The sequence below is a fragment of the Rheinheimera pacifica genome (assembly GCF_900108485.1).
Lineage (GTDB): Bacteria > Pseudomonadota > Gammaproteobacteria > Enterobacterales > Alteromonadaceae > Alishewanella > Alishewanella pacifica.
The window spans coordinates 98,717-114,613 of the sequence record NZ_FNXF01000004.1 but is presented as its reverse complement, the minus strand read 5'-3'; the positions used below and the strand labels follow the sequence as shown (position 1 = coordinate 114,613).

The 15,897-nt window shown below is 48.6% G+C and carries 18 protein-coding genes; 12 read left to right on the top strand and 6 right to left on the bottom strand.

The window, feature by feature from the left end; translation table 11 throughout:
- Positions 1–2: 2 nt before the first annotated feature.
- The 9 genes from proC (at position 3) to BLW68_RS06940 (ending at position 6,933) form a co-directional block, all read left to right on the top strand.
- A complete protein-coding gene (proC, locus tag BLW68_RS06980; RefSeq protein ID WP_092791705.1) occupies positions 3–818 on the top strand; it encodes a pyrroline-5-carboxylate reductase in 816 nt (271 codons plus the stop codon).
- A 38-nt stretch (positions 819–856) separates the two neighbouring features.
- Complete coding sequence (locus BLW68_RS06975; protein WP_092791703.1) at positions 857–1,396, top strand: YggT family protein; 540 nt, start codon at positions 857–859, stop codon at positions 1,394–1,396.
- Entirely contained in the window at positions 1,393–1,689 is a 297-nt protein-coding gene (gene yggU, locus BLW68_RS06970) for a DUF167 family protein YggU (protein WP_092791701.1), read from the top strand. Before BLW68_RS06975 ends, yggU begins: the two co-directional genes overlap by 4 nt.
- 41 nt (positions 1,690–1,730) lie before the next feature.
- Positions 1,731–2,153, top strand: coding sequence for a DUF4426 domain-containing protein (locus tag BLW68_RS06965; RefSeq protein WP_092791699.1), 423 nt, complete (start codon positions 1,731–1,733; stop codon positions 2,151–2,153).
- 12 nt (positions 2,154–2,165) lie between these two features.
- The gene (gene rdgB / locus BLW68_RS06960) at positions 2,166–2,762 is read left to right on the top strand and encodes an RdgB/HAM1 family non-canonical purine NTP pyrophosphatase (RefSeq protein WP_092791697.1); all 597 of its coding nucleotides are present in this window, start codon (positions 2,166–2,168) and stop codon (positions 2,760–2,762) included.
- A 2-nt stretch (positions 2,763–2,764) separates the two neighbouring features.
- Positions 2,765–3,907 (top strand): radical SAM family heme chaperone HemW, encoded by a 1,143-nt coding sequence (hemW, locus tag BLW68_RS06955; RefSeq protein WP_092791694.1) that lies wholly within the window; start codon positions 2,765–2,767, stop codon positions 3,905–3,907.
- A 95-nt stretch (positions 3,908–4,002) separates the two neighbouring features.
- Complete coding sequence (locus BLW68_RS06950; RefSeq protein WP_092791691.1) at positions 4,003–5,850, top strand: DUF885 domain-containing protein; 1,848 nt, start codon at positions 4,003–4,005, stop codon at positions 5,848–5,850.
- A 373-nt stretch (positions 5,851–6,223) separates the two neighbouring features.
- The gene (locus tag BLW68_RS06945) at positions 6,224–6,397 is read left to right on the top strand and encodes a YqaE/Pmp3 family membrane protein (RefSeq protein WP_092791688.1); all 174 of its coding nucleotides are present in this window, start codon (positions 6,224–6,226) and stop codon (positions 6,395–6,397) included.
- A 47-nt stretch (positions 6,398–6,444) separates the two neighbouring features.
- On the top strand, positions 6,445–6,933 hold the full coding sequence (locus tag BLW68_RS06940; RefSeq protein WP_092791685.1) for a pyridoxamine 5'-phosphate oxidase family protein: 489 nt from the start codon (positions 6,445–6,447) through the stop codon (positions 6,931–6,933).
- 72 nt (positions 6,934–7,005) lie between these two features.
- Here the strand turns inward: BLW68_RS06940 and BLW68_RS06935 are convergent, their stop codons facing one another.
- The 6 genes from BLW68_RS06935 to BLW68_RS06910 form a co-directional block, all read right to left on the bottom strand.
- Positions 7,006–7,545 carry a DUF924 family protein gene (locus tag BLW68_RS06935; RefSeq protein WP_218141324.1) on the bottom strand — a complete coding sequence of 180 codons (540 nt, stop codon included), beginning with the start codon at positions 7,543–7,545 and terminating at the stop codon, positions 7,006–7,008.
- An 11-nt stretch (positions 7,546–7,556) separates the two neighbouring features.
- Positions 7,557–8,288, bottom strand: a complete 732-nt coding sequence (locus BLW68_RS06930) for an SDR family oxidoreductase (protein ID WP_092791683.1) — start codon at positions 8,286–8,288, stop codon at positions 7,557–7,559.
- Between the two features lie 10 nt (positions 8,289–8,298).
- Positions 8,299–8,820 carry a type II toxin-antitoxin system antitoxin DhiA gene (gene dhiA, locus BLW68_RS06925; RefSeq protein ID WP_092791680.1) on the bottom strand — a complete coding sequence of 174 codons (522 nt, stop codon included), beginning with the start codon at positions 8,818–8,820 and terminating at the stop codon, positions 8,299–8,301.
- Complete coding sequence (gene dhiT / locus BLW68_RS06920) at positions 8,814–9,083, bottom strand: type II toxin-antitoxin system toxin DhiT (RefSeq protein ID WP_177172178.1); 270 nt, start codon at positions 9,081–9,083, stop codon at positions 8,814–8,816. The genes dhiA and dhiT overlap by 7 nt, the downstream gene beginning before the upstream one ends.
- Positions 9,084–9,204: 121 nt before the next feature.
- Complete coding sequence (locus BLW68_RS06915; protein WP_092791677.1) at positions 9,205–9,609, bottom strand: VOC family protein; 405 nt, start codon at positions 9,607–9,609, stop codon at positions 9,205–9,207.
- A 222-nt stretch (positions 9,610–9,831) separates the two neighbouring features.
- The gene (locus tag BLW68_RS06910; RefSeq protein WP_218141323.1) at positions 9,832–11,229 is read right to left on the bottom strand and encodes an aminotransferase-like domain-containing protein; all 1,398 of its coding nucleotides are present in this window, start codon (positions 11,227–11,229) and stop codon (positions 9,832–9,834) included.
- A gap of 134 nt (positions 11,230–11,363) precedes the next feature.
- Here BLW68_RS06910 and ccoG point away from each other — a divergent pair, with 134 nt between their 5' ends.
- The 3 genes from ccoG to msrA all read left to right on the top strand — a co-directional run bounded on the left by ccoG (position 11,364) and on the right by msrA (position 15,881).
- Positions 11,364–12,740 (top strand): cytochrome c oxidase accessory protein CcoG, encoded by a 1,377-nt coding sequence (gene ccoG / locus BLW68_RS06905; protein WP_092791673.1) that lies wholly within the window; start codon positions 11,364–11,366, stop codon positions 12,738–12,740.
- 201 nt (positions 12,741–12,941) lie between these two features.
- Positions 12,942–15,206, top strand: coding sequence for a GGDEF domain-containing phosphodiesterase (locus BLW68_RS06900; RefSeq protein WP_092791671.1), 2,265 nt, complete (start codon positions 12,942–12,944; stop codon positions 15,204–15,206).
- A gap of 135 nt (positions 15,207–15,341) precedes the next feature.
- The gene (gene msrA, locus BLW68_RS06895; protein WP_092791669.1) at positions 15,342–15,881 is read left to right on the top strand and encodes a peptide-methionine (S)-S-oxide reductase MsrA; all 540 of its coding nucleotides are present in this window, start codon (positions 15,342–15,344) and stop codon (positions 15,879–15,881) included.
- The last annotated feature ends 16 nt before the right edge of the window (positions 15,882–15,897 follow it).

Below are 15,897 nucleotides of genomic sequence, written 5' to 3'. Positions count from 1 at the left end.
AGATGAATGACAATACTGTTGCCTTTATCGGCGCGGGCAATATGGCACGCTGCGTTATTGCCGCCATGGTGCGCGCGGGTTATCCGGCACAAAACATTATTGCCGCCAACCGCAGCCAGCCTAAACTCACTGCACTGGCCGCCGATTTTGGCATTCAAACCACACTGGATAACATTGAAGCTGTAACCAAAGCCGACGTTATCGTGCTGGCGGTAAAACCGCAGATGATGCAGGAGCTGTGCGAAGTGTTAATCAGCGCCGCACCGGAAATAGCCGAAAAGCTGTTTGTTACTCTGGCAGCCGGTATTACCGTAGCGCGCTATCAGCAGTGGCTGGGTAATATCCGCCTGGTGCGTGCTATGCCTAATACCCCGTCGCTGGTGGGTTTAGGCGTTACCGGCTTGCTGCCACAGGGTTGCTCTAATTATGAAAAAGCCTTTGTTGATCATATGTTCAGTGGCACTGGTATGAATGTCTGGTTAGACAACGAAGCACAGATAGACCATGTTATTGCTGTTACCGGCAGCTCACCGGCGTACTTTTTCTTTTTTATGCAAGCGATGCAGCAAGTAGCAGAGCAACTGGGTTTCGACGCGGCGCAGGCAAAAAAAATGGTAGCGCAAACCGCGCTCGGCGCCGCCACCATGGCCCTGGATAGCGATCACAGTTTTGCTGATTTACGCGCACAGGTCACATCAAAAGGCGGCACAACGCACGAAGCGGTAACCACTTTTGCCAATCAGGGCCTTGAAAAAATGGTTTCAGATGCCATGTATGCCGCCATTAAACGGGCGCAGGAAATGGCGCAGAGTTTGTAATTTTCATCGTTGTTATAATTTAAGATGCGGAGAACCTGATGCAAGCTGTGTTATTTCTAATTGATACTGCGTTTAGTCTGTACCTGATGGTGATGATATTGCGCCTGTGGTTACAACTGGTGCGTGCCGACTTTTACAACCCGTTCAGCCAGTTTGTGGTAAAAGCCACCAACCCGCTGGTATTGCCATTGCGCCGAGTTATTCCCAGCATTGGCCGGCTGGACACCGCCTCGTTAGTGCTGGCATACAGCATTATGCTGGTAAAATTGCTGGTGCTGCAGCTTATTCAGTTTGGCCAGATAGCGCTGGTGCCCAGTTTAGTGTTGTCAGTTATTTTTCTGATAAAAGAAATTCTTACCTTGCTGTTCTGGATTTTAGTGATCCGCGCTCTGCTTAGCTGGTTTAGCCAGGGCCGTAGCCCGGTAGAACATGTCATGCACCAGTTAACCGAACCATTATTACGCCCGGTGCGTAATATTTTACCACCCCTGGGCGGGCTGGATTTATCGGTACTGGTAGTGCTGGTTGGCCTGCAATTTTTAAACATCCTGTTTAGTAACTGGTTTCCGGGTTTTTGATTGCAGTAACTCAGTGCGGGGCGGATATACGGTTAAAACTGTATATCCAGCCCAAAGCCAGCCGCGATGCCTGGGTGGAGCTTTATGGCGAAGAAATTAAAATCGCCATTACTGCGCCGCCGGTAGATGGCAAAGCCAACGCCCATTTGCAAAAGTTTCTGGCCAAAAGCTTCGCTGTTGCCAAATCACAGGTGGTTATTGAAAAAGGTGAAACCGGGCGGCATAAAACGGTACTGATTATTGCCCCGAAACAGTTGCCGCCGCTGGTGAAAAACCAGCTGGCAAGCGCTTAAACCACTATACTTAACCGCCTGAACCCATACCGAGGTGAACTATGAACCGCATTATTATTGCCCTGTTGTTGGGTTTTGCCGTTAGCTTTAGCGCTGCGGCAGAACAAAAAAAACAACTGGGTAACTGGGACGTACATTATATTGCCTTTCCTGCCCCGCTGCTAACACCGGAAATAGCCCTGCAATACCAGCTGCAACGTAGTAAATACAATGCAGTTATTAACATTTCTGTACTGGATAAAAACAACCAGCAGGCACAAAAAGTTGCCCTGAACGGCAATGCCAAAGATTTACAGGGCCGCCAGCGTAAACTGGAATTTACCGAAGTGGTAGAAGGTGACGCAGTATATTATCTGGCGCAGTTGCCGTTTTATCACGAGCAGCGTTTTAGCTTTACAATAACCGTGGCCAGTGGCAATGAGTCGCAGCTATTAACGTTCGACCAGACCTTTTACGTAGATTAAGAAGAGCTTTCGATGACACAACAAATTGTGCTGGCTACCGGCAATAAAGGCAAAGTAGCAGAGCTGTCGCAGATGCTGGCCCCTTACTACTACCAGATAGTGCCGCAAACGGAACTGGGCGTAACCGATGCAGACGAAACCGGCCTGACCTTTATTGAAAACGCTATTTTAAAAGCCCGCCATGCCGCGCTGGTTACCGGTTTACCGGCCATAGCTGATGACTCTGGCCTGGCGGTCGACGCCCTGGGCGGCGCACCGGGCATTTATTCGGCGCGCTACGCCGGTGAAGCGGCAACCGATGCCGCTAATATCACAAAACTGCTAACTGCATTACAAGATATCCCACCGGCACAGCGCACAGCGCAGTTTCATTGTGTACTGGTGTATTTACGCCACGCTGAAGACCCAACCCCGCTGGTATGCCATGGCGTATGGCATGGCGAAATTACCCAGGCCCCGGCCGGCAATGCCGGCTTTGGTTACGACCCGGTGTTTTACATTGCTGCAGAAGGCTGCACCAGTGCAGAACTGCCGCCCGGACGTAAACAACATCTTAGCCATCGTGGTAAAGCACTGGCGCAATTGCTTAGCCAGTTGCAGGCGCGTTAACCGTGGCGCTGCAGTTACCGCCGCTGGCGCTGTATATTCATATTCCCTGGTGCATTCAAAAATGCCCCTACTGCGACTTTAACTCGCACGCGGTAAAGCAAGGTATTCCGGAGCAGGAATATATCGCCCACCTGCTGGCCGATCTCGAGCAAGATTTACCCTTAGTAACCGGGCGTAACTTAAGCAGCATTTTTATCGGTGGTGGTACGCCCAGCGTATTTTCAGCCGCAGGTATTGGCCAGATTTTAACCGGAGTAAAACAGCGGTTAAACTGCGACGCCGATATGGAAGTCACCATGGAAGCCAACCCCGGCACGGTAGAGGCCGAGCGTTTTGCCGGCTATGTGCAGGCGGGCGTAACGCGGTTTTCTATTGGTGTGCAAAGCTTTCAAACGGCTCAATTACAAGCGCTGGGCCGTATTCATGATAGCGGCGAAGCCATACGGGCTGCCAAGTTGGCGCAGAATCTGCCCCTTGGCAGCTTTAACCTTGATTTAATGCACGGCCTGCCGCAGCAGGATGTTAACGGCGCGCTGGCCGACTTACAGCAAGCCATAGATTTAGCACCGCCGCATTTGTCCTGGTATCAGCTGACGATTGAGCCTAACACAGCCTTTGCCTCACGCCCGCCGGTACTGCCACCAGACGATACACTGTGGGACATTCAGCAGCAGGGGCTGGCATTGTTGCAGCAAAGTGGTTACCAGCAGTATGAAATTTCGGCCTATAGCAAACCCGGCCATCAGTGCAAACATAACCTGAACTACTGGCGTTACGGCGATTACTTAGGCATAGGCTGCGGTGCACATGGTAAAATTACCCTGCCATCACGTAATGCTATTTTGCGTACCGTGAAAATTAAGCACCCCAAAGGCTATATGGATATCAGCCGTGGCTATATGGACAGCCGCGAACAGGTTGAGGCCGACGATCGGCCATTTGAGTTTTTTATGAACCGCTTTCGCCTGCTGGAGCCCTGCCCGATAGCCGATTTTACCGCTTACACCGGCTTGCCGCTTAGCACGGTTACCAGCGCTATTAGCGATGCAGAGCAAAAAGGCCTGCTTAGCGTGAGCGCCACGCACTGGCAGGTTACCGATAAAGGCGCACGCTACCTGAATGATTTACTAACCTTATTTATCTAGGCCTGATTAACCTATCGTTGCGATACGCTGTCTTTTCATCTGTAACCAGTTGCGTAGAATAAAACCATTACTCTAACAATAAGACAGGAACCTATATGAAAACCGCCTTTACCCACAAAGCCTTGCTGCCACTTGCTATAACTGCTGCTTTACTGGCAGGCTGTGGCCCGCAGCAAAGCCAAAGCCCGCAGCACAGCAATCCACCGGCAACAGTGGTAACCCAATCTGAATCCGATAAAGCCAATGCTTTGTTTGAACAAATATTTATGGACGAAGTGCGCCGTGATCCGATCCGGCAAACCCGGCTGGGCATTAAAGATGACTACGATAAATGGCAGGATTTATCCGACGCCCACTTTGACGCAGACATCGCCCTTACCCAGCAGCATTTAACCATGTTAAAGGCCGTTGATGTCAGCAAACTGGACGACAATACCCGGATCAGCTACCTGTTGATGCAACAAAACCTGCAGCAAACCCTGGATGAAGCCAAATGGCGGCTGTACAGCTACCCGGTTAACCAGATGTTTGGTATCCACTCGCAGGTGCCGTCAGTGCTAATAAACCAGCACAGTATTAGCAGTGAAAGCGACGCTAAAGCCTATGTCGCCCGGTTAAATGCCGTACCTGCGTTGTTTAATCAGCTGCAGGAGCAACTGCAAAAACGCGCTGAGCTTGGCATTATTCCGCCCAAATTTGTGTTCCCATTGGTGCTCTCAGCCAGTGAAAATGTCATTAAAGGCGCGCCGTTTGATACCGGTGCCGACAGTACCTTACTGGCCGATTTCAGTAAAAAGGTCAGCCAGCTTAACATTGATGATCACAGCAAAAAATTGTTGATGGATGAGGCCAAAGTAGCGCTGTTAACCAGTGTTAAACCAGCCTACACCAGCTTAATCCGCTATTTAAATACGCTGGAGCAACAAGCCGATACCGTTGACGGTGTCTGGCGGTTTAAAGATGGCGCAGCATTTTACAATGATGAGCTAAAGCGCATTACCACTACCGATTTAACAGCCGATGAAATACACCAGATCGGCCTGGATGAAGTAGCCCGTATCCATGCAGAAATGCAGGCTATTATGCAAAAAACCAGCTTTGACGGTGACTTAAAAGCCTTTTTCCAGTTTATGCAAACCGATCCGCAGTTTTACTACCCGGATACCGAAGCAGGCAAAGCCGCCTACCTGGCAGAAGCCACTGCGGTTATTGATAATATGCGCACCCGGCTGGACGAGCTGTTTTTAGTAAAACCCAAAGCTGACATGATTGTAAAAGCAGTAGAAGCGTTTCGTGAGCAAAGTGCTGGTAAAGCGTTTTACCAACGCCCGTCGATGGACGGCAGCCGCCCCGGCATTTACTACGCCAACCTGTACCGCATGAGCGATATGCCCAAGTACGAGTTGGAAGCACTGGCTTACCATGAAGGTATCCCGGGCCACCATATGCAACTGGCTATAGCGCAAGAACTGGAAGACATGCCTAAGTTCCGCCGTTTTGGCAGCTACACCGCCTACATTGAAGGCTGGGGTTTGTATACCGAGTTACTACCAAAAGAAATTGGCCTGTATCAGGACCCATACTCAGACTTTGGCCGTTTAGCCATGGAGCTGTGGCGTGCCTGCCGTTTAGTGGTAGATACCGGTATTCACGCCAAAAAGTGGAGCCGTGATCAGGCGATACAGTACCTGTTGGATAACACGCCTAATACGCAAACCGCGGTAGAAAAAGCCATAGAACGTTATATCGTCATGCCCGCCCAGGCCACCGCCTACAAAATTGGTATGATCAAAATTGTCGAACTGCGTGAAAAAGCTAAATCTGAGCTGGGCGATAAGTTTGATATCCGCCAGTTCCACGATGTGGTGCTGAAAAACGGCGCGGTACCGCTGGATGTATTAGAGCAACTGGTAGACGAATATATTGCTGCCAGCAAAGCCTGATAGCATCTGGCTGCCTCACAATCCCAAGCCGGTCTGTTGACCGGCTTGTTGTTTTTCGTTGCACTGAACTATGCATTTTAAATACCGGTAAAGTTTGCACACTACGCTATAAATTATGCGCTTTGCTTCGGGCCACAGAGTAACCACGCCGGGGAATGTCTGTTAAGCGTAACGAACTCGCCCCTGCAGTAGCAATGGCGAAAACCCAGCCGCGAAAGGCCCCACAGAGCAATACTGCCGCATCCAGCAGGCTGCGCCACACCACTTTATTACAAACGGCATAGATAGTGCTTATATTAAATAGAGCAATGAGAAACAGAGCACAGAAAGTCGGGCAAGCACTGCATCTGACTTACTATCTAAGGAGCCTGTTATGGCAGTTACCGCAACCGATCCTATTAAAATCATTTTCGCAATAATCCTGCCACCGCTGGGAGTTTTTCTTGAAGTAGGCCTTAAAGGTCATTTCTGGCTTAGCATTTTGCTAACGCTGTTTGGCTTTATACCCGGCATTATCCATGCGCTGTATGTGATTTTAAAACACTAGCGCCGGTTGAAAAATACCCTTATTCCGATAAATAAACAGGAGGAATTATGTCCAGCCCGGAGCACAAACAAAAAATCTGGCATCTTATCAAACAGATAAAGACTGCCATGCTGACAACCCGCCATGGTGATGAGTTACGAGCCCGCCCTATGGTGTTAGTGCAGGACGAGTACGACGGCACACTGTGGTTTTATACCGATTTGTCCACGGAAAAAGTGCTGGAAATAGAGCGTGATCACGATGTTTGTTTAACGTTCGCCGATGCTGACCATCAGGTATATGTATCGCTGACCGGCGTTGGTCGCGCTACACGCGACAAAACGCTGATCAATAAGTATTGGAACCCGTTTGTTGCAGCCTGGTTTCCTGACGGTAAAGACTCGCCCAATGTCGGTATGTTGGAAATCAAAGTACAAAAAGGCGAGCATTGGGACAGCGACAGCAGCGCAATGGTAAAAATGTTTAAAACAGTGCAGGCGAAGGTTAAAGGCGAGCAGCCGAACCTTGGCGAGCACGAGAAATTCGGCACAAAATAGTAGCCTGTTTAACAGCAGCTAAATAACCGCGAAACATACTTCAAGCCGCCGCCAGCCTAACCGCTGGCCGGGCTAAAACCCCGAGCCAGGCTGTTTAAGAAACTCAATTTCCTCAGCTGTCGACGTACGGCCTAAAATGGCGTTACGATGCGGATAACGGCCAAACCGGTCAATTATTACTTTGTGTTTAAGCTCAAATTGATAATTCTCCACCGGGGCAAATTGCTTAAACAGCGTTTGTGCTTGCTGGTGAATAACCCGCGATTCGCTGTGCATATAGGGCATTAGTAAAAAATTACGCTCATCGGCATTAAGCTGCGCCAGCGCACTGACAGCCACAGCTTCTTGTGCAAGCACCAACGCCATGGCATCCTGCGCAAAGGCTTTTGCGGTATTACGGTAAATATTGCGTGAAAACTGGTCCAGCACAATAATTTCTGCCAAACGCCCGGCAGCACTTTCGCGCCAGCCAAATAACTCGCCTGCTGCAGCCTGCTGCAACAGTGGCAAAAAGCGCTGTTTAATCTGCGCGTCAAAATCAGGTTCTGACACCCACCATTGCTTAGGCTCTAATTCTTTAAACCAAAAATTTAGTACGTCTTTAAACATCATGGCCTCGTTGTTTATTTACCACCGGCTAAATCGATAAAAGAGCCGGTAACATAAGATGCCTCGTCTGATAATAACCAGACTATCGCATTGGCTACTTCATCAGCTGTGCCGCCACGCTGCAGTGGGATCTGCGACGATAAACGATCAATTCTGTTTGGTTCACCACCATCTGCGTGCATTTCTGTATAAATAAAACCCGGCCTGACGGCATTAACCCGAATACCTTGTGCTGCAACTTCCAGCGACAGTCCTTTTGTTAAAGAGTCCATCGCACCTTTAGATGCTGCATAATCGATGTATTCAAATGGTGCACCGGTTCGGGCAGCAGCTGACGACACATTGACGATAGCCCCCTGTGATTTGGTGCGTTTTATAAACTCACGCGAGCAAAGAAAACAGCTCGTCACATTAGATATCAGAACTTTGTTGAATCGCTCTACATCAATGCCTGCAAAACCAGATTGTGGTAGTAGAATTCCCGCATTGTTAACTAAATGAGTCACGGCACCGAACATTGCTTCAGTGGCATCAAACAAGGCGATGACATCACTTTCATTGGATACATCAGCCTGAAATGAAAATGCTTTACCACCCGATGCTGTAATTGCGCTGACCGTTGCGTTCGCACTTTCAGCATTGGCACGATAATTAACACAAACCTGGTACCCGCTTGAGGCTAGTAATTTAGCTGTTGCAGCCCCAATCCCCCGCCCACCACCTGTCACAATTACAACTTTACTCATGAAAAGCTCCTTACACCTTAAGTGCAGGCGTGGGAGGGATGCGATCTTTTGCCAACTCAATCACAGCATGCCCCAACTGAACCAGAGTAGCAAAGCTTGGTGTGGTTTGTGGTTTGAGTGAACGATAAGCACTGGTGCGGCTTTTAATACCGGCTTTGGCAATTACCTGACTATGGCCAAACTGTTCAACGTAAGCGCGGATGGCCGCCTGCAAAATATCAGGCCGGCCTTCCTGCATGGAATCCCAGGAGGCTTGCTTAATCACCTGCTCTATCTCCGTAACATTAACGCTTAAGTCTAACGCCTTATATTCGCCCTGCGTGGCATCGCGCAATGTAGCAGCAGACAGCTCATTTCCACTCCAGTTTAAAGAACCTTCTGCGGTTAAAGAGAATTTCTTAAAGTTCGTTATTGTTGAAAAAGGAGGGCGACAAAAATACTCAGATAAATCAGCTTTACCTTCAAAGCCGTCATTGAATTTCAGCGTAAGTGTATAATCAGCAATCCAATCTACGTCAATAATCTTTAACATAAATCCTCCAACTTCCCGGGATTTTGCCCTTTTACCGCTTTGCGCCACATATCCATTAATTGCGCACGGTGCGCTGCAATATGGCACTCTGCCCGTTTACGCTGTTTATTCGGTAAATACCCTTCCAGACATTCGCCCGTTTCAATCGCAACAATGACCTCATAGCCACCATACTTAACGTGTATATGAGGTAATTTATGCTGCTTGTTATCAAAGAAATACAAGCAGAAAGAAAGGCCCAAAAAGGCGTCTATCTCTGGCATAGCAATCCACACTCAGCGCAATGTGCTTACTATAGCAGCGTATCCTTAAAGAGACAAACTGGCAGGCACAATTACGCCACCAGCCAGCGGGGGCTTTGACGGCGTAAGCAGTGAAACAGGATTATTCTGCCGGAATAGCGGCAGGGTCCATCCAGAACGGTTCCCAGATATGGCCATCCGGATCGGTTAAGGCGCGGCTGTACATAAAGCCTAAATCTTGAACCGGGTTAATATCTGCTGTACCGCCTTGCTTTGCAGCATTATTCATAGCATCAACGGCTTCGCGGCTATCGCACGACAACGCCAGCATTACCTCGCTTGAGGTTGTTGCCGGAATAGGCCGGTTGGTAAACTGGCGCCACTTGTCATGGGTTAACAGCATTACGTTTATTGCTTTGCTCCAAACCATACAGGCTGCGGTGTCGTCAGTAAAATGCGGGTTGTTAGTAAAACCCAATGCGGTATAAAACGCCATTGAGGCTTTTAAGTCTTTTACCGGCAGGTTAACAAATATCATGCGGCTCATGCTGTTTCTCCGAATAGCAGTTATGAATCGTTGTTATAGAAAGTAGCTACAAATAATAGCTAACAATACAGCCTGGCAGGCTGCCTGCTTGTAGTCGGATAAGCACCGGCTAATTCGACAAGGCTAACGTATTTTCTTATTTGAGCGCGGGCGCCACAGCACAGCGGTATCTGGTAATGCGACAGCGAATCACACAAGCTGCCAGATTTTTGCAGCTGATATTTAAAGTAGCATACGGCCAAGTTCGATGAGGGCGTGTTTTCTGCTGCCAACAATAGGGTGGGCAAAGCTTAACCGCAGGTAGTGGTTAAAATCGCCACTATTGGAAAACATCACACCGGGTGTCAGTATTATGCCGCGTTCAAGGCACTGCAAATACAGCTGCTGGCAATTGATACCCTCATTAAGTTGCAGCCATAGCGCCAGCCCGCCTTGCGGCGTGGTGTGCTGAATATTGCCTGCCCAATCGCGCTGCAAACAGTTAATTAACTGCTCACGCTGATGTTTCAGCTGCTGGCGGTATTGGTTAAGGTGCCTTTTGTAGTGGCCTTCAGCCATAAAGCTGGCAATACCCTGCTGCATAGCCTGGCTGCTGGCTAACTGGCTTACCAGCTTTAAACGTGCCACAGCCTTTGACCAGCGCCCTGCTGCAATCCAACCGATACGCAGATCGCGAGATAACGATTTAGAAAACGAGCTGCACAGCATTACTCTGTCTTGCGTATCAAGCGCTTTCAGCGGTTTGGGCCGCTGGTGAAACCCCAAGTCACCATAGATATCGTCTTCAATTACGGCAAAATCGTGCTTATTGGCTAAGTTAAGCAGCCTGGCTTGCTGCGCAGCTGGCATACAGGCTCCGGTTGGCGTGGCAAAAGCCGGCGTTACCACACAGGCACTGATCTGCCACTTATCCAGCGCCTGCTCCAGGCTGTCAACATTCAGGCCCAACTGTGGCGAACTGGGTATTTCCAGTGCTTTAAGCTCAAGCTCCTGCAACAACTGCAGCACACCATAAAACGCCGGGCTCTCTACAGCCACAGTATCTCCGGGTTTGCAACTGGCTTTTAGCGCCAAAAATAACGCATGCTGGCAACCAGCAGTAATGCACAGGTCCTGGGCACTCAACACCAGGCCGGTGCTACGGTAATGCTCTGTGATCTGTAGCCGCAGCTCATATAACCCCAGCGGCTCGTCGTAATACATAGCTTTACTAAACGGTTGCTGGCGCAGTGCCCGGCCAATATGGCGCATTAATATTGTCAGGTGTGCGGGCTCAATCTGCGGGCCGCTTGGCAATATGTCAAAGGCGCCACTGCGGTTCATAATATCAAAAAACATGTCCGGCACCGTTACCACATTAGGCGCTGGGATATGCTGGCTAAACTGCGGGATTTGCACCGGCGCAAGCGCAAACTTAACAAAATAACCGGCCCGGCTTTTGGCTTCTATTACGCCCTGGGCTTCAAGCAAATGCAAAGCATGCTGCACAGTAGCCAGCGAACGCTGGTAGTGGCGGCATAACCAACGCACCGACGGCAGTTTTTCCCCTGCTTGCCACTGGCGGGCATTAATTTGCTGTAGCAGCTCGTTTGCCAGTTGTTGGTACTTAAAACGGCTCATGGCCATGCCCCCTTCATATGCTGTATCTATTTTATTTTATTTTTTTGTATCTGCACCTTTTTTCTGCTGCTACTTAAAATGCGCCTGCAACTGGCTGCACCGGCCGCTGCTGTTAATTGCCGCAGGTACTTGTTATGGCGTATTCTTTACCTCCTGAAGAACTGATTATTTTTTCTACCAAAGATAGCAGCGGAAAAATTTATATCCGTGAGCAACGCGGCTTTTATCAGCGCATCCGCCGCACGTTAAGCTGGCTGCTGATGGCACTGTTTATTGGTATTCCTTTTATTCAATACAACGGTGAGCAAGCATTTCGAATTAATGCCGGCCAACAAACCATCGAGTTATTTTCTATTATCTTATTTCCGCAAGACTTACTAATTACCGCCTTATTGTTTACGCTGGCAGCCTTTGTACTGTTTTATGTAACCCGCCTGTACGGCCGGGTATGGTGCGGTTATACCTGCCCGCAAACGGTATGGACACTGATGTTTGTCTGGATAGAGCGGCGCATAGAGGGCAGCCATAACCAAAGCCGGCGGCTGGATAACGCCCCGTTTAGCCTGAATAAGCTGGCTAAAAAGCTGGCTAAACATTTCAGCTGGCTGGCGGTGTCGGTTGTTACCGCTTTGGTATTTATGTCGTATTTTATTCCGCAGTCTGAACTGTACTCTACGTTCTTTGCCCTGCAGGCTTCATGGCAGGTATACGCCTGGGTCGGTTTTTTCGCTTTATGCACTTATTTTAATGCCGGCTTGATCCGGGAAAAAATGTGCCTGCACATGTGCCCCTACTCGCGGTTTCAGTCAGCCATGTTTAATACTGCGACCAAACTGGTAAGCTACAACGCCGGACGCGGCGAAGCTCGGGGGCCACGTAAGCGTGGTAGTGACAAACCGGCAAACTTAGGCGACTGCGTAGACTGTAACCTCTGTGTGCAGGTGTGTCCGGTAGGCATTGATATTCGCGATGGTATGCAATACGAGTGTATCAACTGTGGCCTGTGCATTGATGCCTGTGACCAGACCATGAGCCAGTTTGGCTATGCCAAAGGCCTGATTAACTACACAGCAGAGCACACAACCCGCACTGACCGCAGCGGACATTTGGCTTACGGCGTTACCATTTTAGTAACTATAGTGGCCATGCTTGGCTGGGGTATGGCCAGAACCAATACCGAGCTAACCGTGTACCGTGAGCGCAATGCGTTGTACCGGGTAAATGCGGATGGCGCCATTGAAAACACCTTTACATTAAACGTGATCAATAAAACCAAAACAGCAAGGCAGTATCAGCTGCAGGTAGAAGGTATGGCATACAGCCAGCTAAACAGCGACGCCACGCTTAGCTTGCAAGCGGGCGAGCAACGCCAGTTTGTGGTATCAATAAACACGATGGAAAAACCTGCTACATTATTCACGCCGTTTAAGTTTGTTCTGCTGGATAAACAAAATGCAGAGCGCGTAACAGAGCTATCGCAGTTTTATAGTGGTAATACCGCAGCCAGGTAGAGCTGGCTGCGATATTCACTGCTTATATTTGCCCAACTTATATACATTTTTATACACTGTTTAAAACAGTTTTCACTTTACTATTGTCCCGATACCGGTATTTGTTTACGCTAGGCTGTCATTTAACAGGACGTTAATAGCCAATGCGTATTTTCCGCTGTGCAAGCATGCGGGTCTCAAGCCTAATTTAGTGGACAATTCATGTTAAGCCGTATAAAAAATCTACTGTTATTAACTGAAACACACCTTAACTCGCCGTCCGTAACCGTATTACAACAAAGCGCATTACGCATTATTCTTACCTCTGGCTTGCTATTGGTATTAGCCATAGTGCTGCACAGTTCCTGGCAGGCGTATCAGGTTGGGGCCTGGTACACCATTGCTATTACAACCAGTTTTTACGCTATCTTATTGCTGGCATTGTATTTCTCCAGCCACCAGTTGGGCATTAGCCGGGTTATTTTATTATTTACCGTGTTTAGTGCCGGGCTTTGTATGTTGCTTTTTATTGATGATTTTGAGCTGTCAAAGCTGGGGGTTATTTTTGTTTATACTGCTCCGCTTATTGCGCTGTTATTTTTTAACAGTACTGTCACGCTGCTGGTAATGGCAATAAATGTGCTGCCGTTTTTATTTATTTTGTACAGTAATACACCGGTAAATTTGTTTAACTTTTCTATTACCTTACCGGCAACGCCTACTTACCTGCACAGCTTACTGTTTTTGTTTTTTAATCTGTGTATCCCGCTAACTATTATGCGCATGCTTAGCACACTAAACCGCAATGCCACCATGCTAAAAGCACAAAATGCCACTATCCTGGAGAGCAACCAGCTGTATCAGGATATTTTTAATCACCAAAGTAAAGCTACGTTACTGGTTACAGCTGACGGGCAAATTCTTAAAGCCAATGCTAAAGCACAGCAGACACTGGCGTTGATCAGTGCTGAACACGCCCATTTAACCGACATACTAAGCACGGCTGACCAGGGCAACGCTGAATTCTGGCTGGGGCATGATACGGAGTGCCAGTTGCTGGCAGATAATAGCAAACATCTGTTACTTAACCATCTTTGCAGCACCCGGCAGCAACATCATTTGCTGCAACTTGACGATATTACGCCATTGACGCTGATGCATAAAAAACTGGCCGCCAGCGAGCAGCAGCAGCATGAGTTGTGGCATAACTACGACACCCTGACCTCACTGCCTAATGCTGGTTTTTTATTACACCTGATACATAAGCAGCGTGAAAACACAGTAGCAGGCCTGATGATTATCCTCAGGTTATGCCACATTAAAGCCTTTAATCATCAAAACAGCTACCAAGCCGGCGATGAACTGCTAACCACCTTTGCCCAGCAATTACAAAACGTCTTACCAGAGCAGGTGATGTTTGGCCGCTTAAGAGGAGTAAAATTTGTTCTATGGACTGATTTGCTTAACAGCAACAGCTCGGTTAGTGAGCAGGTAACCCAATTGCGTAACCTGTTGCCTGCAGAGCTGAAACTGTCGGTTGGTAGTATACAACCGATGTATGAAATGGGTGTCAGCATAGCGACGTCAAACCACTTTAGCCCCGAAGAAATGCTGGAGCAATGTGAATCTGCACTGGAACTGGCCGATGCTTATAACTGCCCTGTCGCTTACTATCAGGCTGACTCTTTGCAGCAACGCAACCTCGATTTGCAGCTATTCGCCGATTTAAAACACGCCTTGCACAACGATGAACTTACGCTTTGGCTGCAGCCCAAAGTCACGCCGGATGGCACTATTCAAAGCTTTGAAGCTTTATTACGCTGGCCCCGTGCTGATGGCAGTTTTGTTACGCCAGAAACCATTATAAGGCTGGCCGAGCAGTACGGCCTGATTGGCGAGGTATCGTCAAAGGTGCTGAGTCAGGCTATCACTATAGTGCAGCAATTCAGAGCATTAGCGCTTACGTATCCGGTGGCAATTAATCTGGCAGGCTCTGACTTACTGGTACATTCGTTTTACAATGCTTTAATTGACGTTGCTACCCACCAACCTGATCTCCTTAATCAGCTTACACTGGAACTGACAGAAAACAGTATTATCAGCCACAAACAGCCGCTGTTTGACAAAATTCACGCCCTGAAGAAACTCGGTTTTAACATCGCCCTGGACGATTTTGGCACCGGCCAGGCATCACTGAGCATGCTAAGCAAACTGCCGGTGGATAAAATAAAACTCGACCGAAGCTTCGTTAAAGAAATACCGCATAACCCGGTGCAGGTTAGATTAGTGCAATCGGTGATCCAACTGGCTGCAGCACTGCAGCTAAAACTGGTGATAGAAGGTATTGAAACCGATATCCAGCGCCGTTTCTTAATTAAACTGGGCTGCAAACAGATGCAAGGCTACTTTTTTGCCAAACCGGCACCAGTGGCACACTGGTTAAAACAGCTGGCCACGGGCAAAGTAAACCGCGCGGTAACACTCTGAAATAACACAGGGTAGCTAACCGGCCTGATCGCTGCACACTGCTATAGCGTATTGCCGGTTATAAACTGGTGCATATCCTAATGTTAGGATACATTCAGTATTCGGTTACAAGTACTGGGCCACAGGAGAGACAATATGGCGATACAAACGGCGACTTTTGGTGCAGGCTGTTTTTGGTGCTTAGAGGCCGCAATGAATCAGGTTAAGGGTGTTATTCAGGCTTTAAGCGGTTATATGGGCGGTGAAAACAATTTTCCTACTTACGAGCAGGTATGCCGGGGAGATACCGGCCACGCTGAAGTGGTACAGGTGCAGTTTGAAAACAGCAGCATAAGCTTTGAGCAGTTATGTCTGATTTTTTTCAGTTTGCATGACCCTACCCAACTGAATCGCCAGGGTAATGACGTTGGTACCCAGTACCGCTCTGTGGTGTTTTATCATAATGACGAACAGTTACAGCTGGTGCGCGGCGTAATGGCTGAGCTTGAGCGTACCCAGGTATTTACTCAGCGAATTGTGACAGAAGTAAGCCCGGCAGGCCCGTTTTACGTGGCAGAGGAGTATCATCAGGGCTACTTTCTGCAACACCCCGGGCAAGGTTATTGCCAGTTTATCGTGGCACCGAAAATGGCCAAGTTCAGACAAAACTACGCTAAGCTACTCAAGCCAAACTAAAAAAGCGTGCCGAAGC